At 56.6% G+C, this 20,357-nt stretch carries 10 protein-coding genes; 3 read left to right on the plus strand and 7 right to left on the minus strand.

Translation table 11 applies throughout. The features are described 5' to 3' along the window. Positions 1-7: 7 nt before the first annotated feature. Genes RMS95_RS03270 through RMS95_RS03295 form a run of 6 tightly spaced genes read right to left on the minus strand, consistent with a single transcriptional unit; the run spans position 8 to position 15,279 of the window. Entirely contained in the window at positions 8-718 is a 711-nt protein-coding gene (locus RMS95_RS03270; protein ID WP_310643555.1) for an RNA ligase family protein, read from the minus strand. Further along, on the minus strand, positions 715-1,287 hold the full coding sequence (locus RMS95_RS03275; RefSeq protein WP_310643557.1) for a hypothetical protein: 573 nt from the start codon (positions 1,285-1,287) through the stop codon (positions 715-717). Before RMS95_RS03275 ends, RMS95_RS03270 begins: the two co-directional genes overlap by 4 nt. Next, positions 1,287-2,696 (minus strand): AAA family ATPase, encoded by a 1,410-nt coding sequence (locus RMS95_RS03280; RefSeq protein ID WP_310643559.1) that lies wholly within the window; start codon positions 2,694-2,696, stop codon positions 1,287-1,289. Before RMS95_RS03280 ends, RMS95_RS03275 begins: the two co-directional genes overlap by 1 nt. Then, entirely contained in the window at positions 2,696-7,087 is a 4,392-nt protein-coding gene (locus RMS95_RS03285; protein WP_310643560.1) for an Eco57I restriction-modification methylase domain-containing protein, read from the minus strand. The genes RMS95_RS03280 and RMS95_RS03285 overlap by 1 nt, the downstream gene beginning before the upstream one ends. Positions 7,088-7,102: 15 nt before the next feature. After that, positions 7,103-9,961 (minus strand): helicase-related protein, encoded by a 2,859-nt coding sequence (locus RMS95_RS03290; protein WP_310643562.1) that lies wholly within the window; start codon positions 9,959-9,961, stop codon positions 7,103-7,105. Next, positions 9,958-15,279 (minus strand): DEAD/DEAH box helicase, encoded by a 5,322-nt coding sequence (locus tag RMS95_RS03295; protein WP_310643563.1) that lies wholly within the window; start codon positions 15,277-15,279, stop codon positions 9,958-9,960. Before RMS95_RS03295 ends, RMS95_RS03290 begins: the two co-directional genes overlap by 4 nt. 337 nt (positions 15,280-15,616) lie before the next feature. Here RMS95_RS03295 and RMS95_RS03300 point away from each other — a divergent pair, with 337 nt between their 5' ends. From RMS95_RS03300 to RMS95_RS03310, 3 genes are all read left to right on the plus strand, one after another. Continuing rightward, a complete protein-coding gene (locus tag RMS95_RS03300) occupies positions 15,617-16,984 on the plus strand; it encodes a Rieske 2Fe-2S domain-containing protein (protein WP_310643565.1) in 1,368 nt (455 codons plus the stop codon). Next, on the plus strand, positions 16,981-18,447 hold the full coding sequence (locus RMS95_RS03305; protein ID WP_310643567.1) for a glutamine synthetase family protein: 1,467 nt from the start codon (positions 16,981-16,983) through the stop codon (positions 18,445-18,447). The genes RMS95_RS03300 and RMS95_RS03305 overlap by 4 nt, the downstream gene beginning before the upstream one ends. A gap of 85 nt (positions 18,448-18,532) precedes the next feature. Further along, a complete protein-coding gene (locus RMS95_RS03310) occupies positions 18,533-18,862 on the plus strand; it encodes a 2Fe-2S iron-sulfur cluster-binding protein (RefSeq protein WP_310643569.1) in 330 nt (109 codons plus the stop codon). Between the two features lie 70 nt (positions 18,863-18,932). On the opposite strand, the gene ffh is transcribed toward RMS95_RS03310, so the two are convergent. Beyond that, entirely contained in the window at positions 18,933-20,318 is a 1,386-nt protein-coding gene (gene ffh / locus RMS95_RS03315) for a signal recognition particle protein (RefSeq protein WP_310643571.1), read from the minus strand. Positions 20,319-20,357: the final 39 nt, after the last annotated feature.

Consider the following 20,357-nt stretch of genomic DNA (forward strand, 5'->3'; position numbering starts at 1 on the left):
CTCTTAATCAATTGGCAGTTGTAATCACCGCCAACCGATTCCACTCGACCAGCCTACGACTCCAGTGCTCCTCTATGGCTTGTGTGAAATCGGGGCGTACCAGCTTGGCACGGGCTTCGCACCAGTGTTCTGAATCTTGACGAATCACCACGCCTTCGAGCGAACCGTTGCGGTAGCGGCTGGGCGTTTCCTTGAGCATCACTTTGAGGTGGTCCAAGGTGGTCGAGCCTTGTAAAAGGCAAGGCACTTTGACAAACCCGTAGGTTTCAGCCAGCACGTTGCGGCGCTGCGCACTCCAAAAGCGTCCTTGGGTCTTGTCGTACACATCGAACAGCAAGAACCAATCGGGCAAATGGTCATAGCCTAGTGAGTGACGGGCAGCGCACCACTCGCCAAACAGAATGACAGGCGTCTCCGCAAGCCCCAGCAACGCCAGCTCTACACGATCCCCCGCCTGCGCTAACCAGTCAGGCAAGCGGGCAAATTGACCGGCGAATGGATCTTGCAAATACTGACCTCGGTTTTGAGCCTGCAACCGGCCATCAGCATCCAGCGAAAAACCAAGGTTTGCGCCATCGAGCTTTTCTTCCACCACCACCGCTTGTGACAACAGCGACTGCGCCTCAGCTGGTGACAGCACCTTATCGTCACGCGGCTCACCTTTTGCAAGCCAAGCGATGTGGGGCGTGTGGGGAAAACGGAAAAATTCGGGCGTCACGCCAACAACTCTTTCAAATACAAGCGTGCTGGATTGGTGACCTCACGTTTGTAGGGATTGTTGGGCGTGGTATTAGCTGCTTTTCCTGGTTTGGGTACGGTCGTTGTTTTATTGATCAAAGCAGGCTGACCGCCATGCAGGACCACATAACGCTCATCATCCAAGTTCAGTGCGAGCCCGTGAAACTCGGCCAACAAGCCCAAGGCATAACGAACGAACTGCCGCGTGCTCTTGAACTGACCCGCATAACCCTTCGGATTGCCCGACTTCAAATCGATATAAATTGCGGTCAATTTACCCAAACGCCCGACCAACACGACACAGTCGCACGCTCGATGATGGTTATGACTTCTAGCTACGGCCAACAACGGCGACATCAACGCGGTGTTGCCACGCCCTTTGTCAGGGTCAAAACTGAACCAGTCGCCATTGGGTGCTGTCAGAGTGACCTTCTTTAACTTCGCCAAAGCCCCATGTTCTTCAATCAACACATGCGTGTGCTGATCTCCCCTGTAGGTGCAGCAAGAAAGTGAGGTGTGCAAAGCATCGAGTTCAGCACTGAGGGCCATCAAAGTTCGCCCCCGTAAAGGATTTCGCTTTGAATCGTGTTCATGGTCTCAATGGTGTCATCGAAGGTTTCAACCTCGATGCCCCGGTCCGCATGAATGTTGGCCAGCCTCAACGTCCTGATCTTGCTGCTTCGAGCTGCACCAGCAATCTTCACACTTTCTAAAGCGGTTGTATAAAGCCGAACTCGATTCGGATTAATCAACTCATTGTCAGCATAGCCATGCTGACTCTGGACAGCGCGTGTGTGCGCCGTCTGTTGGTTGAGCATGATCAGTGTGTTGAGTTCCTTGATCAAATAATCACTGTGGGTGGTGATGAACACCTTGATGCCGGCATTCACCATACGGGCCACCAAACGTGCAAAGGCCCGCTGATTTTTGGGGTGCAAATTGAGTTCAGGCTCGTCCAGTATGAACAAGTCACCCGGCTCTGCTTTGCAGCGCAGGTAAAAACCTACATCCAGCAGGGCACGTATCGAACTTGATGCCTCGTTCATGGTGAAGCGTTGCTTGGCGGCACCTTTAGCCTGAAAAAACAACTGATTCTTCACGACCTTGTAGCTGCCACCAATGATGGCGTCGAAGACCTGAAGTAACTCAGGATTGTCTTCAGCGAGTTTGCCCGTTCGCTTATCAATATCCTCCAGTTGACGAATGAACTCGACGTTGTCCTCCACCGGCCAAGCGTAATCTGCATCCATTGCGGCCTTGAACACAGTTTGGAATGGGTTTTTTTTGAACTCTTTCGAATCAACCTGGTGAAGCGCCTTGATCATGCGGGTGCGTGCCATGTCCAATTCCTTACGGAAAATGGCAACGCCTGTTCGCTCAGCACTGGTGATATGAACGCGAGGTAAATGGTCTGCAAATACGATATCGGCAATCGCGTCTGTGATGAAGTCGGTCAAACCACCAAATGGTCGCCGCAAAACCTCCGGATCGGCGACCAGCACCTCTAACATTGAACTACCAGGGCTTTTATTCAGTGTCGCCAGCACTTTTCCACCTGGCCCTGACTGAACACTGTATTGGTAAGTTTTACTAACCAGATCAACAAAAAGATCAGACCTAGGCACGCACACTGTCTGCGCAAAAACGCTGCCATCTGTCGCGAATGCGCGGGGCAGCCCTTTCACATATGTCTTGCCCATGCGTTTAAGGTAATCATTGACCTTTCCCTCAAACATGAGCATCAGATCAATGCGGTACTCGCTGGCGTCTTTGAGCAGTTGATCAATTTCTGGCTCGATCAAGTCCCTAAGAATTCCGCGCCAGTTGCGCAAAAACCCGTATACCGCATAAGTGGCATAGGTTTTACCTGTGTTGTTTTCGCCGCAGATCAAGGTCAGATCAGCCAGCTCCAGATCGATTTGATCCAGTAGTCCTAGTTTTTCGAAATGGAAGTGCATCAGTGCAAATCTCCTGTTTGTGTCAGTCTATCCCACGCCTCTAGCACCAACCGCTGTGTCCGGTAGTAGCCAAACTCATTGACTTCCCCTTTTTTTAGGACGCGGAAGGTTTCGCTGGGGTAGTCGTCGCCCATGACGTCTGCCGGGTCGAGGATGTAGCGGAGTTCGTCGCGGGTGAGGCCGTAGAGGCGGGCGTAGTAGGCGTCGAGTTCGGCGCGCAGTTGAGCGCGGCGTTCGGGGTTGAAGGGGAATGGCTGGCCGGTGTAGCCGAGGTCTTGCGCCCAAGCGGCTAAGTCGAGTGCGGTGTAGGTTAGTTCCAGCACGCGGGGGACTATGTACAACAAGTCCTTTTCTGTATAAATTTCCGGTGGAAACACAGGTAGCTGTTTGAAATAGTAGAAACTGAAATTAACGCCACCTACTTTTTGCCTAGCTACGAAATCGAAAATCAGCGAACCCAAATTAGCCAAAAGAGCTGCAGATCTAGTTTCCACTATTGCCGTTGACGCTGTCCAAAGAAACATACTGTCACCTTGGCCACTCAACGGCATCACGGTTGCAATTGTTGTACGCTCATCTGTAGCACGTGCATTTCGTCGCCACCCCATCAACCACTTCGGACTGCGGCGCTGCATCCACACGTCGACTTGCGTCAGCAATGCCCCCACACGGGTGCCTTCGCTGGACAGGCCATTCCAGACCCGCATCCAGGCGTCGATTTCATCGAGCTCCAGCTGTGAGAGGGGCACCTCGCGGTCGTCTTCGCACCAGGCGGCGAAGGCTTTGCGGGCGGCAGCGCCTTCAATGCCGGCGGCCCGCAGGGTTTCGGCCAGTGGCGGGTAGCGTTCTTCGATGACGCTTTGTGCCCCATGCAGGGCTTGGGCGAGTTCGTTTTTGCTCAGGGTGTCGACGGTGCGCACGGCCTGGCCTGTGTTGTAGACGGCCTCGCGCATGAGCTGCCCGGCCACCCAACTGGCAACGGCAAACTCCAGTGACTTAGCCTCGGGGATGCTCTGGCTGTACGGGCCTTCGGCATGGGTGAGCAGCCAGGCCTTGGCGAGCCGGGCGGGCACGTTGGCTACGCGGGCCAGCACTTCGCGCTCGTCCACCCAGTAGCGCGGGCGGGCGGTTTGAACAGGGTCTTGCTTTTCAGCCAGGGACATGTCGCGGACATTGCCATCTGGCGTGTAGGTGGCCCAACGGTGGTCAAACTGGTGGATAAGTTTGGCTTCGAAGAGGGGCAAGGTACCAGGCTCTTCCCGGTTCCTGAACTTTCCGCTGTCGGTGTTCATCATGAACATCAGCATGAATTTAAGGCCCCAGGGGTTCACCTCTAGCCGGTCGTCGCTTGCCTCACGCCACAGAACAGGTACACGCCGATAAATCTTCTTGGTGAGTTCGGCGTCCTGGTTAGAACGGAAAACAGGGCAAGTACCTGTGTTCGGGTTAAGCAGTTCAAAGTCATCTTTAGCAAGCCTGAAAATTCGTCTTGCATCGGTCAACTGCGATGTATTGCTGATGAAACAAGCAAACTGGGCCTCTTCTGCATTACCCAAAGTAAGCAAGCAAAACTTGTAGCTTCGGTGCACTCCTTCGAAGATTGCCTGAGAGTTTTCGATGTCAAAAAAGCTGACCAAGTTTCCTTTGGCAATTTTGTTGAACAAATGTTGGCTGAAGGAATCGGTCGCGATGCCAGAGGGAACAACGACACCCGAGCGCCCGATGGCTTTCTTCAGGTCCAGGAACAACTCGGCAAACAGATAGGCCAGGTTCAGTCGCCCAAACCCTGAGGCTGGGAATCGCCCACTGACATGGACAAAAGCCTGTGAGGCCTCGGTCCGTCGAACGTCCTCAAAATACTCTGCATGGAGCTTCGGGTTGGAGGCCCGCAAGTCCTCGATCATTTTGTCGCGTGCGGCCATGTGCTGTGCGTTGGCAATTTCAGGGGCACGGCTCGCGAAAAATTCCTGTGGGTCGAGTTGCAACATTTCCCAGGGCGGATTACCCAGAAGACAGTCAAAACCACCTGCGGCAAACACTTGCGGGAAGGCCAATGGCCAGTGTAAAACGCGAGCTGCCTTGCATGCTTTTCTTGCAGCGGCAACTTGCTGGTGGTGTGACTCATCCTTGTCTTGAGCGCTTAATTCCAAAATCAAGCTGGCGGTCGTTGGCACGATAGCCAGGTTTTTTGCCGTCTTGGGTGCAAGGTAGGCCGCCACAAACAGATCTGCTGCATGCGCAATGGTGGAGTCCTGGCTGTGCTCAAGGAACTGCAAATACGCCCTCTCCTTCTCGCTGATTTGCTCGGGGGTCTCAGCTGCCATAGACTCGATGGCTTTGAGTGACTGTAGGCCGGTTTCGTGCGAGAAATCCAGCGTCAACTGCCCTGACTCCTGTTCTCTTTCCAGTTGCTTCAAGGCGGCCAAGTTGATTTTTGACAGAGCTTTGCAAACCTCTTTGTCATCGCCTGTAAGCTGCTTGAATGCCTCTCCTGACAGTCCTTTCTGAAGCACGTTCAAATCGACAAGGCCCAGCAGCGCATCACCCACCTGCAGGTGGTGGTCCAAAAAGCTCAGCGGCCTGCCCTCTTCAAAACCTTCCAGCCACAGCGCCGTTCGGGCCAGCTCGATGGCCATGGGGTTGCGGTCCACGCCGTAAATACAGCGTGCAATGACTTCCCGCAGGGCATGGCGGTAGGCGGATGGAGTGACCACGCCGTCGTCAGAGCGCAGGGCTGCCAAGCGCTCGGCTAACTTGCGGGCGGCGGCCAGCAAAAAGTGGCCGCTGCCGCAGGCAGGGTCGCACACCTTGATGGACAGCAAGGCCTCCACCGGGTTGTCGGGTTGGGCTGCAATGCGCTCGTCAATGACGGGCACCAGCGCAGACTGGATGAGTTCTTGCACCAGGCTGTCGGGGGTGTAGTAGCTGCCGGTCAGCTTGCGTTCGTTGCCTGCCACCGATGCCACATACGTGCCTTCGCTGGTCAATCCTACAAAACCAAAACTGCGGGCAGGCAGGTCTACCTCAGGCACCAGCTCCAGCAGGCTTTCGTAGACGCTGCCCAGCTCTTCCACGCCCATGTTGCGGTAATCGATGGGGGCCAGGCTGCCACCCGCTTGTGCTGCCCAGCGCATGCTTTGCATGGTGGCCAGCAGATGCGCATTGCTGAGTTCGGCGCCGTCCAGCGCAGGGCATTGGCTGGTGTTGAACAAGCCACCCAATGCAGGCAGGCCCAAGCGGGGCTCGCCCAGGTTGAGGCCTTTGAACACGATGCGCATGCTTTGCCACAGGTCATCAAAGCGGTTGCGGGCGCGGCGGCGCAAGGCCATGTCGCGCAGGCGGGCCAGTGCATAGCCTTGGGTGTACGCGGCGTTGGTTTGGCCGTTGGCGTCTTTGAGCAGGCCGCGCTCTTCGATGCTGAAGACGAAGATCAAGCGGTAAATCAGGCGCAACAGCTGGGCGAAGTAGTCTTCTTTTTTCAGTTCGCCGTTTTGCAGGGCCATGCGCAAGGCGTCGTTGGCGGGGTGCTGCAAAAAGCCATTCCCAAAGGTGAGCAAGGCTTGCGTGACACCCAAGCGCAGGCCGTTGCGCACGCGGGTGCCCTCTTCTTGCCCGGCTTCGCGCCAGGTTTCCCACACCACGGGCTGCTTGACGGTGATGTCGTTTGTGGCTTGCAGGCCTGCGCGGCTGGCGTGCAGCAGGCGCCAGGCGTAGGCAAATTCGGCGTAGCGTTGACCGCTGAGCAGATCGGCGATGTCGATGTCAAGGTAGCTCGGGCGGGTGAGCGTGGCGGCATCGCGCAAGATGCGAATGGTTTTGCCGTTGGTGACGATGGCCCACTGGTGGTCTGGGCTGGCGTTGAGGAGTTCTTGGGCCAGCTGAAAAGGTGACTTTTTGCGCGTACCGCTGTGGCCGCCGATGGCTTGGCCGTCGGTGTGGCGTACGCCAAAGCGTGCGTCAGCCTCGTCTAGGCCTTGGGTGTGTGGCGCAACCAAAATGGGCAGCTGAGCGCCCAAACCGTTGCTGGCGATGTGGGTCACGGGGTAATGCCGGTCACCGACGCTGATGCCGGTGCTGGCACCCACGGCTGGGTAAGCCAGCGCGTCGCGCAACAGCTCGGCCACAAAGGTGGCCGTGGCGTGGTTGGCGTCTAAGTCGGTGCGCTCCATCTGCTTTTCAAAGTGCTTCCATTGGGCGGATGCGATTTGAAAGGCGCGGCTGTATTCGTCCTTTTGCTTGAGGCCTTTGGGAATGCCGTAGTCGGCATCGGCTTGCAAGCGGGCGGTGCCCAGGGCGGCTTTTTCCAAAACGTCGGGCAAGAACAGGCCCCCCTCTAAGCGGAGGGTAGGCAGGTTCAGGGCGGATGACTTGTGGCGGGTGACGCGTTTCATGTTGTTCTTATTGAATTACAGGTCTGCTGGCAGCAGCACATACACACCAATGACGTCGACCGGCAGACAGGGGCTGACGCTGTATTGACCCACGTCGCGGGCGGCTTCGCGCACGCGTCGATGGTCTTCCAAAAGGGCTTGGGCGCGCTCTTTGGCCAGTTGCTCGAAGTAGCTTTGATTGGCCTCTGCAAATTCGATGGACTTCTGAATCTGGCGCGAGATCAAGTCACGCGGCAGGTTACTGGATGGGGTGCTTTGCAGAAGCTGTGCCACGCCCTCGTCGCTAAGCCAAACCGGGTTGCTGCGTCCTTGGACGGCCACAGCAACGGTTTCTTCGGCCATCATTTGATAAGGCTGTCTGCGGCGCACGTAGCTGAGCTGGTGGCGCAAGCGCAACAAATACACTGTGGTGACAACCTGCACTGCATTTGTCTCAGTGGCTGCACAGCGAGCGGTGATGCTACTGTCACCTTGCAAAGCGGTTTCAATCAAGTGGTCGGCAAGCACGGTCACCAGCGGGTGGCTGCGGTGCAGTTCGGCAAAGTCAAGCACTAGGCCTTTGGTGGCGAGGGTTTTGTCGCCTTCTTGAATCAAGCCTTCGTCGGCCATGCGTTGTTGCAGAGCCTCAGGCAGGTGTCCGGGCAAGAGCTTGAAGGTTTGGCGTCGCGATTTTTCTAGCGGCGCGTTCAACCGTGCGCAGGCACTTTGCACAAAGCGCTGAACATCATCTTGCGTGCCCAAGGCTTGTTGCTGTTTTTGCCATTCGGGCATGACTTCGTCTGGGCGAATGGCGCGCTGGGCAAACACGGTTCTATTGGCCTTGGCTTTTTCGAGGGCGTCGGTCCACTGTGCTTGAAGCGGGGCCAAAATTTCTTCCGCCTCTTCAAAACCAAAACCCATTTGGCGGCTTTCGGCGCTCACGCGCTTCATGAGCGCGGCTTTGACCATGGCTTGGTTGATGCGGGTTTTGTCCTCGGGCATGGGCACCAGCACGCCCAACTCTTTTTGGATGGCCTCGCCTTTGCGAAGGATAACGTTGAGCACAAAGCCATCGACTGGGTTGTCTTGCCCATACAGCATGGTGCAGCGCACTTCGGGGGCTTGTTGCCCAAAGCGGTCGACTCGGCCTTCACGCTGCTCATGCCGGGTGGGGTTCCAAGCCAGGTCGTAATGCACCACAGCGGTAAACAAATGCTGAAGGTTGATACCTTCTGACAAACAGTCTGTCGCCACCAAGATGCGGGTATCTGCATCGGCCATATCTTCCACACGTTCGCGGCGTTCTTCGGGGCTGAGTTCGCCAGTGACCGATAAGACGGTGGCTTGTTTGAAATGCTTGCGCAACTCGTCTGCCACGTAGTGGGCGGTGGCCACGTAGCGGCAAAACACTACGGGGTGAAAGCCTTCTTTCACCAAGCCGTCCAGGTGCACGATGAGGTTGGCGAGTTTGGGGTCGCCAGATTTGCCACTCAAGCGATGGGCATCAGCGATCAGGGTTTGCAGGCGCTGGGCGTCTTGCAGTTGGGGGTTGAGTTGACCGGGTGGCTCTAGATCGGTGCCCGCCATGTCATCGGCTTCGCCGTCGTGCAGTCGGTCATCGCCCAGCAAGTCGTCGGCTTCGGCCTCCAGGTCTGCGCCGGTTTTACCCTCAAGCCTTGTGGTCAGCGCCTTGACGGCAGCGGCGGGAGACGAGGCCACGCATCTCAGCAAGGCGAGTGTGGCGTACCAGATCAGGCGTGATTGGCCTGTAGCTTGGCCTTGTTCGTTGGTCTCGATGGCCTCGGCCATTTCGCGGCAATAGGTTTGCACGTTGTCAAAAAACGCGCCCCAATCGCCCGTGAGCTTGTAGGTTTGCTCGGTTTTCATGCGTCTGGCAAAGCCACGCAGGTCTTGGGTTTCGGCTTGCCATTCGACGATATCTTTACGGCGGCGTTGCACAAAATGACGAGCCAGTTGTTGGCGCAGTGGGTCTTGTGCAGAGGTGCGGTTTTGCAGTTGCGCGAACTCGGGGTTGAGCAAAGACAGCAGGTTGTAGAACGCAGTTTCATCACCCGAATGCGGAGTGGCGGTAAGCAAAAGTAAATGGCGTGCTTCGTCTTTGGCCAAGCGCTGCAAGAGCTCAAAGCGCAGCTGCTTGCCAGCACCGCTGCTGGCACAGGTGTGGGCTTCGTCCACAATGATGCATTCGGGGGCAATGCTCAAGAAGTGCTCACGGTGGCGTTCGCTCTTGATGTAGTCCAGGCTGACGACCACGATGGGGTGATGGTCAAACAAACTGACACCATGGGGGATTTCACGCTCAATGCGGCTGGCACTGGCTGAGGTGAGCGCCACGGCTTGCAGGTTGAAGCGGCTGAGCAATTCGCCTTGCCATTGCTCCACCAGGTGCGGTGGGCACAACACGGCCAGGCGGGTAATTTCTCCACGGTCCATCAGCTCGCGCACGATGAGACCCGCCTCGACGGTTTTACCAATACCGACGTCGTCGGCAATCAGCAAGCGCACGGTGGTGAGGCGCAGGGCCATGAGCAATGGCACCAACTGATACGCACGGGGCTCCACCGCGATGTTGCCAAACGAGCGGAAGGGTCCGCCGCCCGCACGCAGTTTGAGGCGCAAGGCGTCTCGCATGAGCAAAGCAGCTGCGTGGTTGCCGGGTTGGTTGGCATCTGGCCAAGGGAATGTGGCGGGCACCACGGGCGTGAATTCGAGCTCGGGAATCAGGGCAATGGTGTCTTCGTCAGAGCCACCCAAGGGGCGCAAACGCAAGAGACTGCCGCCGTCTTCAATAGATGAGTCGGCCTGAACGACCCATTCGCGCCCACGGGCGCGAACGAGGTTGCCGGGTTGGAAATGTGCGGTTGCTGTGGTCATGTGTTGTTTTGAGTTCCGGGGCCGAATACTTCAGTATGAGCCGCGAATTGTGCGGACCATTGGGCAGGATCGGTCATCAGGATCACGCTTCGGCCTTTGTCTTGAATCAGACGAATCACATCGTTACTAACGGGGCTGAGGAATACCACCGCTCGTGCGTCTTTGTAGATTGCATCAACCACGGCTTCTGTCCCGCTAACTGGAACTTGCAAACTGTCTGGCATATTGAAGCCGCCAGACTGCAAAGTAGCTAGCCATTGATTAGCAGTGCTGGCCGCAGGTGTTTCGCTGCTCATGGCAAGCGTGGCGGGCAAGGCCGAGGTGACCTGAGGGGCAGCCACTACTTGTGCGTTGGCCATGGCCACCAACAGCTTGAGGGCGTCTTCGTTACGGCGGTTGATGTTGTCGTGGTCGGGCTGGTTGAAGTACGACAGCAAGCACTGGTAACAACCGGCTTCACAAATGTGATGGCCGTTTTTGTCCACTTGCTCCAGTGCGGGCAGTTCGTCGAAATTCCATGGGCCACTGGGTTCGTTGTAGTGCAACAGCTTAAGTGCAGCAGCAGCCACTTGGGCCAAAGCCTGCGGCTCTGTGGCCAAACGGGTGAGTACGCCCGCACCGCCCTCTGCGGCCTCGTAGAACATGATGGCTTTGCGGTCGTCTTGTGTGGGCAGTGCCTCAGCCACCAGCTCAGACTCTTCAATCTGATAGGTCATCTCGATGCCTCGCTTGAGTGCTGCCTGGAGCGTGGCCATGGTCTCTTTGTTGAGTGACTGGGCCGCTGGCTGCAAGATGAGGATGTTGCGGTAGTCCTCGACAAAAGGGACGATTTGCTGGTTGGGCACTTTGTCCATCAGCGAGTCTTCGGCATCGGCGGCCTCAGTGGCACCGGGCTCGTCTTTTTTGCTCCACTGCCCTGTGACGGGGTTGATGTAGAAGCCAAGTTGGTTTTTGTCTTTGCGACGACGCCAGCCTCGGTTGATACGCCAAATAAGGGCGGCAGGGGCATAGGTCAATTCGGCCAGTGCAGGTTCGTTCGGATCTGAGCTTGTTTGTACACGGGTCTTGACATTGGCGATCTTGCCATCAGGTCCAGGCAAAAACTTGTAAGTGGTTTGCAACTCAAAGCCTTGGCGCTGACGGTCTTCATCGTTGATGGAGATGCGCTCGACAGCCATGGTCTCGACCGTTTCGATGCGGTAAAGGTTTTTGACCCAATCGTTGTCAGTCAAGAGTGCATCACAGTTTTCGCAGCGGTCAACGATAGGGTCACTGCCACCCAACTGACTCATGTGGGCATAACCACAAGCACTGCACACGCGACTGGTGACGGTGGCCAGGGTGCTATTGCCCGAGATGTGGTCTGTGTTGCCGACGTTGAGCTTGGCACGCACCACGCGGTACATGCGGCCTTGGTGGTAGATGAGGCTGCGTGGACCGAACTCTGAAAGGGCAAGAAAACGCGGGCGGCTGACCATACTGCCATCGTCGTCTTTGCCCCCTGCGCCACCTTTGGCGGGAATCCAGGCCATGAGAGGCAAACGTGGGAAGTTATAGCCTGGCAAAAAGCCTTGGCTAGCTAGGTAACGGTAGGTGTAGAAGTCGTTGTTTTGGGCATTGCCGGTTTTGAGCAGCAAGGCGTATTGCTTGGCAGCATCGCCATAGCGACGCTGCGAGTTGAGTTTTTCGGCGTTGCTGCTGGTGTAGCTTTGGCTAACGGTGTTGGCCATGTCCATTTGCTTACGCGTGGCCTCAACCAAGGTACGCCATCTTTCAAATGACTTTGAAAAATCTTCTGGCGCACGGTCGATAGTTTGCTGGGCATGGTCAGCTGAGTACCAAGGACTGCTTTGAACTTCAGTCACAACCTGCTTCATGAAGGCCATGACACTTTGGGCTGCCCGTTGATTCACCTCTGGTGAGTTGATTTTTTGCCACAAAGCGTCTTTGAGGGGTTGCTTTTCTTTGTCCAGCTCCAGCATGGGTGCGATGCTGGTGTCGAGCTGAACTTGTGCGGCTGAGAGCCAGATGGCGTGGAGATGGCTTTCAACCAGATCGCGGTTAGCCAAGTCCAGCGTGGGGGCCTTGACGATGCCATGCACCATATCAGTGGCATGGTGAAAGAACCACTGGTCGTGCGGGCTGAGGGCTGCGCAATAGGTGATCACCAGCGCCTGCATGCCGGAGCGGCCCGCACGGCCACTCCGCTGCGCATAGTTGGCTGGCGTAGGTGGCACGTTGCGCAAATAGACGGCGTTGAGCGCCGAAATGTCCACACCCAGTTCCATGGTGGGCGAGCAGAACATGACCGGCAAACGCTGCAAAGGCGCATCGTTGGCGGGATTTTCTGCCCAGTCTTGGCGGTCTTTGGTGGTGTAACGGAAGCGCTGCTCTAAAAGCTGGCGGCGTCCAGCATCGACTTGCGCCGTGTGCTCTTGTGCCTCGAAGTTGAACAGCACGTGTTGGGATTGCTGCAAGGTTTGAGCAACGGCCAAGTAGAGGTTGCGAAAGTAGGCGTTGTGCCGGGAGTCAGCGTCAATGTCTTCGTCACGTACCAACAACCAATCCATGCTGCTGGCGTTCAAGCGCCAGCCGAGCAGTTGCGAATCAATGTCGAACTTTTGGACGTAACCATACTGAGATGCAGCCTTGAGCAAATCTTCAATGAATTCTGTCCATTGGGGATCTTTCCAACTACTAACTACGGCGGCAGCGGGGCTGTTCTTCCACAACGGGGACAACTTGATGTCTTTGAGCAAACGGGTACGAGGACCGCCGGGGACCAAATCTGTTCGAGGTCTGCCACGGTATTCAGGACGCTTGCCCAAGATGAGGTATTTAGATGTTTCGAGGCTTTCGTCGTACGCAAACGCCCAACGGTCGTTCAGATATTGGAAAGCGGTCGTTTTGGCCTTTTCCTGCTCAATAGGATCGAGATACATGCTTTGCAAGCAAAGGCCACGACGCATGTGGTCAAACAGGCAAACAGCAAGTTGGTTTCGGTGTTGTGGAGAAAGCTTGGACAACACGGGATTGGCTGCAAACAAGGATTCTTCGGCAACAAATTCTGCGATGCCTCTGTAATGAATGTTGAGCAAATTGAGCTGGTCAAGATTGGGGTTGTTGAAGCGCCAGCCGCGACGCAGATCGCGCAATAGCCTGTAGCCAATAATGAAGCGCAAGGTTTTTTGGGCATCTTGACGGGCAAGCCCCATGATCTTGGGATTCTTAAGGTACTCGGTCAGAGTGCCTTGATCGACTTGCTCAAACCCTAATGCTTTGAAAACTTGGCTTGCCAACACTTCTTCAGTGAGCAAGCCTTGGTTGTTTTGCAAGGCACCAATCAGAGCCGCTCGCAGTGTGAGTAAAAAGATGAAGTCGTTAAAGTGCCCCGCTTGCAGCGCTGCATCCTGGCGGTTGTCGGTGAAGCCCAGAATTTTTCGGGGGTCGGGTTGGTCCGTCTGGGTTTCCCCTTCGGCAAACAACTGACGAATAGCGGTCAGGGTCAAAATGGTTGTGGCCGATGAACGCCCTTCACCAGACAAGCTGGCCAGTCGGTTGATGTCTTTGCCATGGACTTCGTGCGACACCCCGCAGCTCAAACAAAACCTGAACTTGCCAGGAATGAACCAGAAGTCTTCCCCCCCTCTACCGTGCAGGCCATCAGGACCCAGGGTGACGGGTTGGGGCACGGCTTTTCGGTAAGTGGTTTTGATCTTGGCTTCGGCTTTGCTCAGGTCGAGCCATGTTTCGGGTAATTCTTCGAGCTGACCGTTGTAGATTTGACCTGTGGTTTGCGGGCACAGGAAACCGTAATGTGCGTCTTCGTTTTCGTCGGAAGAGATGTCGTCAATTTCGCGGGGGCTGTATTCCTGCTGGGCGTTGCCAGAGCGCCAGACGGGGTGGTATTCCTGCCCGCAATCGCGGCAAAAGTGCACCGGATAGAGGCGCGTGCCCTCATCTTGTCGACCAGGGGCAAAGCGCTGTGCGTCCAAAGTAATGTGGCGCTTGCCAGCTGGCTCTAACGTAGCGAGTACCTTGCCTGGGCCGCTGATGAATTGGTGCAGCTTGAAAGCAAATGGTGGGCGGCCCTGCTCGGTTTTGACTTCATGCGCAGCCACCAAAAACAGTTGCAGGCCTTGGCGGGCCAGATCAAAGTCACAACCCGCATCGTCTGCCAGCCTTGCGGCGGCATCTTTGAGGGTCATGGGCTTAGCGCGACGCGGTGCCTCTTGTGCCGGAAGCTCAATGCCCAGGTTCAGTTCGACCCAAATGGCCAAGGGGTCGTCTTGAAAAGCTTCGTAACTGGACCATGAAAAGCTAGTTTGCGACAAAGCCGACTTGAGGTATGGCTTGATGGCGTCTACGTTTTTGGCACGGTTGGTCACTCGGTCAAGCGTTTCGCCAATGACATCGTGCTCGGTAATGTTAGTGCCAAAGAGTTTGGAAGCGACTTCAGCAACTGTCTTGTTACGGTCAGCCTGGGTGCCAGTGGAGGACATGGTGGCAGATGTGCCAATGCAAACAAGATTGTTGGCTTGTAGGCGCTCGCGTAGGCGCCGCACCAGCATGGCCACGTCAGCACCTTGACGCCCCCTGTAGGTGTGTAGTTCATCCAATACTAAAAACTCAAGCCCTTGGCAGTGGTCAACCACACCACGGTCAATTTCTTCGTGACGCGTAAGAATAAGCTCCAGCATCATGAAGTTGGTCAACAAGATGTCAGGGGGGTTGTTTTTGATGCGTTCGCGCTCGGTTGCTTTTTCCTGCCCGGTGTAACGGGCGACCGTGAAAGGCTGCTGACTCGGGGCATATCCATGCAAAAACTTATCAAGCTCCTCCAGCTGACTGTTGGCCAGTGCGTTCATCGGATAGATGACGATTGCGCGTGTGCGTGGCTTAGGGTCGGCCTGCTTGGCCTTTAGGATTCGGTCAATGATTGGAATAAAGAAGGAAAGCGACTTGCCCGATCCTGTTCCAGTCGTCACCACATAGCTTTTGTCCTGACCGGCCTTGGCCAGTGCTTCCATCTGATGAGCGTACAAAAACAAGTCGACAGGTGTGCCCTCGGGCTTTCTGGCTTTGAATAACTCGGCACAGGCGGCATGCAGATCGCCCTTCGCAGCCAGTTGTTGAACGGTGGCGCTTCTGCGGTAATTGGGGTTGATTTGAATCAGCGGCTCGGGCCAATAACGCCCATCAGCGTATTCCGAATCTACTTTTTGACGAATATCAGTAGCTGCAATTTTAGAAAAACTTCGTGTGAAGTCTCTGTACTCTGCAACGAGCTCGTTTCGAAAATCAAAAACGTTATCCATTCGACACTTATCCCATTGGAAGGATCTTCATCCTCGTTGTAATTTTTCTCTAGTCTAGCCCGTAACTAAGACTAAATTAGACAAATTCTCATTCACTTGACGCCATCAACTTCGTTGAGAACATTCACTAACAAAACGAAAACTTCAACAGCGATCTCAAGCTTCAATTCCCCAAATAGGCAGGCTCAAACTTTGTTATCTCAGCCAAAGCTACCAATCATCCATAGCAGCAGGCACAGTGCCAAGACAACACCTGTGCAAGATCTAGGAGTCGCCTTTGTGCGACTCGTTCTCCTTTGGGCTTGTATAAAGTGGGTTCGTAGAAAGAGACAAGCCCATGAAAGCCGAACACAACGAGCGCGTCACGCGCATTGGCCCCAACACCCCTTGCGGCAACTTGATGCGCCACTATTGGCAACCTGTGGCCTTGGTGGATGAGTTCAACCCCGCGCTGGACCCGCGCATGGGCATTCGCCCCGTCAAGGCGGTGCGCGTTTTAGGCCAAGACTTGGTGCTGTTCAAAAACGCGCAAGGCGCGTTTGGTTTGCTCGACCGCGACTGCCCGCACCGAGGCGCTGACTTGTCGTTTGGTCGCAATGAAGGCGATGGGCTGCGTTGCCCGTTTCATGGCTGGAAGTTCGATGTATCGGGCCAATGTGTGCAAACCCCCGCCGAGCCCACGGGCAGCAAGCTGTGCCAACACGTCAAGCAGCGCAATTACCCGTTGGTAGAACGCAGTGGCATTTTGTTTGGCTGGTTCGGCCCCGAAGACAGCTCGCCCCCGCCTTTTCCTGCGCTGGACTGTTTCACCGCGCCCAGCACCCATACCTTTGCGTTCAAAGGCCTGTGGCAATGCAATTGGCTGCAAGCGTTTGAGGTGGGTGTCGACCCTGCGCATGCCTCGTTCTTGCACCGCTTTTTTTCCGATGAATCGCTGGACGACACCTACGGCAAACAGTTCCGTGGCGCGAGTGCAGGCGACATCAACGGTGAACGCTGGCCCATGACCAAAGTCATGCGCGAGTTTGACCAACCCAAAATCACCACCGAACCCATGCCATTTGGCATGCGCCTGACCGCGCTGCGACCCATGACCGAGACCCTCACCCATGTGCGGGTGACCAACGCCATCTTTCCGCACACGTTTGTGATTCCGCTGTCTGAGACCATGACCATCACCCAGATGCATGTGCCCGTGGACGACACGCACACCTATTGGTATTCGGTGTTCACCAGCTTTGCCGGCCCTGTGGACAAAGAGGCCATGCGCAACCAGCGCCTGAACGCCATCGACTTGCCCGACTACATCCCCAAATCAGGCCGTCACAACAACTGGGGCTTCGACCCCGAAGAGCAAAACACACGCACTTACTTGGGCATGGGCGAGCACGACATCAACGTGCACGACCAGTGGGCCTGCGAAAGCATGGGCCCCATCCAAGACCGCACGCGTGAACACTTGGGCACCAGCGATGTGGCCATCATGGCCAACCGCCGCAACCTGCTCAAAGCGATTGACGATGTGGAAGCAGGCAAATTGCCCATGGGCTTGGCGCAACCCGACATCGCCGCCCAACGCATGGGCCCCGACACGGTGGACGGCATCGCCCCCGCACAAGATTGGCAAACTTGGTGGCGCCACGCGGTGGACAACAAACGCGCAAGCTCGCCTTGGGATGCCGCTTTGCCTGAAGGTCAATCGTGAACACGCCTCTGAACGACGCCCTCGCCCGCACAGCGCGGCTGATCGAAACCAGCGGCTTAGAGTTGGTGCGCTTTGCATGGTGCGACACGCACGGCATGGTGCGCGGCAAAACGCTGACGGCCACTGCCGCTGTGAAAGCCTTGCGCAGTGGCGTCGGCATGGTGAGCACGTTGATGCTCAAGGACACCTCGGACCGCACGGCGTTCAAAGTGTTTGAAGCGGGCATGGCCGATGAATTGCCCGGCTTTGAGTTCGCCAGCAACTTGTTGTTGATGGCCAACCCTGAGAGTTTTCATGTCCTGCCTTGGGCTGACAAAACAGGCTGGGTGCAATGCCAGCCCGTGTTTCAAGACGGCACACCCGTGTCCTTTGACACACGTCGCCAACTGCAACACGCCCTAGCTTTGCTCGCGCAACAGGGCTTGGGAATGGTCTGCGGCTTGGAGGTGGAGTTTCACATTTACCGTTTGAAAGACCCCACGCACGGCCACGACCTTGACCCGTACACCGCGGCTTGGCCCGGCCCCAGCCCTGAAGTGAGCCTGATTCACCCGGGCTACAACTTGCTGTCCGAGCATTGCTTTGACATGAGCGAAGAGCCGCTGCGCATCGTGCAACACACCGCTCAGGCACTGGGCTTGCCGCTGCTGTCGCTGGAAATTGAACTGGGCCCCAGCCAAGTCGAAGCCGTGTTTGAAGCCACCGATGCGCTGACCGCCGCCGACAACATGGTGCTGTTTCGCAGCGCCGTCAAACAAGCGTTGCGCCGTGCGGGCTACCACGCCACCTTCATGTGCCGCCCGCCGTTTGCACACATCATGTCCAGCGGCTGGCATTTACACCAGTCGCTGGTGCATGCAGACACGGGTCGCAACGCCTTCATGCGCGACACACCAGCGCCGCACACCCAAGCCAACGAGGCGCGCCACACCTTGTCAGACATAGGCGCGCACTACTTGGCCGGTTTGCTGCATCACGCACGCGGCATGACGGTCATGTGCACGCCCACAGCCAATGGCTTTGGACGGTTCCGGCCCAACGCCTTGGCACCGCAGTCCATCGTGTGGGGACGCGACAACCGAGGTGCCATGTTGCGCGTGGTGGGCCAAGCCGGCGATGGTGCGACCCGCATTGAAAACCGCTTGGGCGAGCCCGCTGCCAATCCTTATTTGTACATGGCCTCGCAAATTCATGCAGGTCTGTCGGGAGTGGCGCAACAACTTGCGCCGCCTTTGGCCACCGAAGCGCCGTATGCCGAACTGGGCGAAGACAGCCACACACGCATCCCAAACACCTTGGGTGATGCGTTGGCGGCATTGCAAGAAGACGCTGCGATGGTGCAAGGCTTTGGGGCCGACTTTGTGCGCTACTACAGCCGCATCAAAGCGGCAGAGCAAGCGCGCATGGACGCGGCTGAAGACGCCTTAGAGTTTCAGCGCCGCGAGTACTTCGGGCGCATTTGATCCACCACAGCGCCACGACAATGGCATACAGACCGCCATCAACAAACCGCTATTAACAGACGCTAAGCGTCCCCGCGAGACCCCCATGATTGAACTTGTTATTTTTGAAAATAGTGCCGACGCCCAAGGCACGCGCATCACCGCCAAAGCAGGTCAAACTTTGATGAAAGCGGCCCTAGCCGCCGACATTGAAGGCGTGGCCGCCGATTGCGGTGGCACGCTGACCTGCGCCACTTGCCATGTGATGGTGCGTGAGCCGTGGTTGAGTCAATTACCAGCCATGACCGACGACGAGGACGGCATGCTCGACTTTGCGGCCTGCGCGCGCCAAGCCAACAGCCGCTTGTCGTGTCAAATCACGCTGACTGAGGCGATGAACGGCATGCAAATCGATTTGCCGGCCAGCCAATATTGAAGACGCGTCACACGGTCTAGGCCAGGGCCGAGCCGTATGAGAGCTGAGTGTGAGGGCTTCGTTTGAAGGCTTAGCGCATACCAGGAAAGCCGCCACCACCCATGCCGGGCATGCCTTTCATACCGCCGAGCTTTTTCATCATCTTCATCAAGCCGCCGCCGCGCATTTTCTTCATCATGTCTTGCATTTGCTCAAACTCTTTGAGCATGCGGTTCACGTCCTGCACCTGAACGCCCGCGCCTGCCGCGATGCGGCGTTTGCGGGTGGCTTTGATGAGGTCAGGCTTGCTGCGCTCCAAAGGCGTCATGCTGTGGATGATGCCTTGCTTGCGGCCAATGTCTTTTTCAGCCTTGTCCATGTCCACTTGACCGGCTTTGGCTGTCATTTGCGTGGGCAATTTGTCCATCAAACTGGACAAGCCCCCCATTTGGCGCATCTGCTGAATTTGGGCCAAGAAGTCATTGAGATCAAACGCATCACCGCGTTTGACTTTGTCAGCCAACTTTTGCGCCGCTTGCATGTCCACGCCAGCGGTGACTTGCTCAACCAAGGCCAAGATGTCGCCCATGCCCAACACGCGACCGGCGTGACGCGCAGCATCGAACAGCTCCAAGCCATCCAGCTTCTCACTGGTGCCGGCAAATTTGATAGGCGCACCCGTGATTTGGCGCACGGACAACGCCGCACCACCGCGTGAATCGCCATCGAGCTTGGTGAGCACGATGCCGGTGAGCGGCAAGGCATCGCTGAACGCACGCGCGGTGTTGATCGCGTCTTGACCTTGCATGGCATCCACCACAAACAAGGTTTCGATGGGGTTCAACACGCGGTGCAGGGTTTTGATCTCGGCCATCAAGGCTTCGTCAATGGCCAAGCGACCTGCGGTGTCGACGAGCAAAACGTCAAAGTAGTGTTTGCGAGCGTAGTCGAGCGCGTCGCGGGCAATGTCTTCGGGCTTTTGGTCGGGCGAGCTGGGGAACCATTCGGCGCCAGCTTGAGCGGTCACCGTTTTGAGCTGCTCAATCGCAGCGGGGCGGTACACGTCGCCCGAAACGGTCAGTACTTTCTTTTTGCGCTGGTTGATGAGCCAACGCGCCAGCTTGGCGGTGGTGGTGGTTTTACCGGCACCTTGCAAACCGGCCATCAAAATCACGGCGGGGGGTTGGGCGGCGAGGTTCAAGTCGCTCACACCTTCACCCATGGTGGCCGTCAACTCTTGGTTCACGATGGCGACCAAGGCTTGGCCCGGCTGCAAAGAACCAATGACTTCTTGGCCCAGCGCTTTTTCCTTGACGCGGGCGATAAAGTCGCGCACCACGGGCAAGGCCACGTCGGCTTCGAGCAAGGCCATGCGTACTTCGCGCAACATGTCGGCCACGTTGCTCTCGGTGATGCGGGCCTGTCCACTGATCTGTTTGACGAGGCGCGAGAGTTTGTCGGTAAGGGCTGAGGCCATATAAAACCCTTGAATGGGCAAAGTGAGGGAGTCAAGCAA

This window comes from Limnohabitans sp. (assembly GCF_031539175.1).
Classification (GTDB): domain Bacteria; phylum Pseudomonadota; class Gammaproteobacteria; order Burkholderiales; family Burkholderiaceae_C; genus Limnohabitans.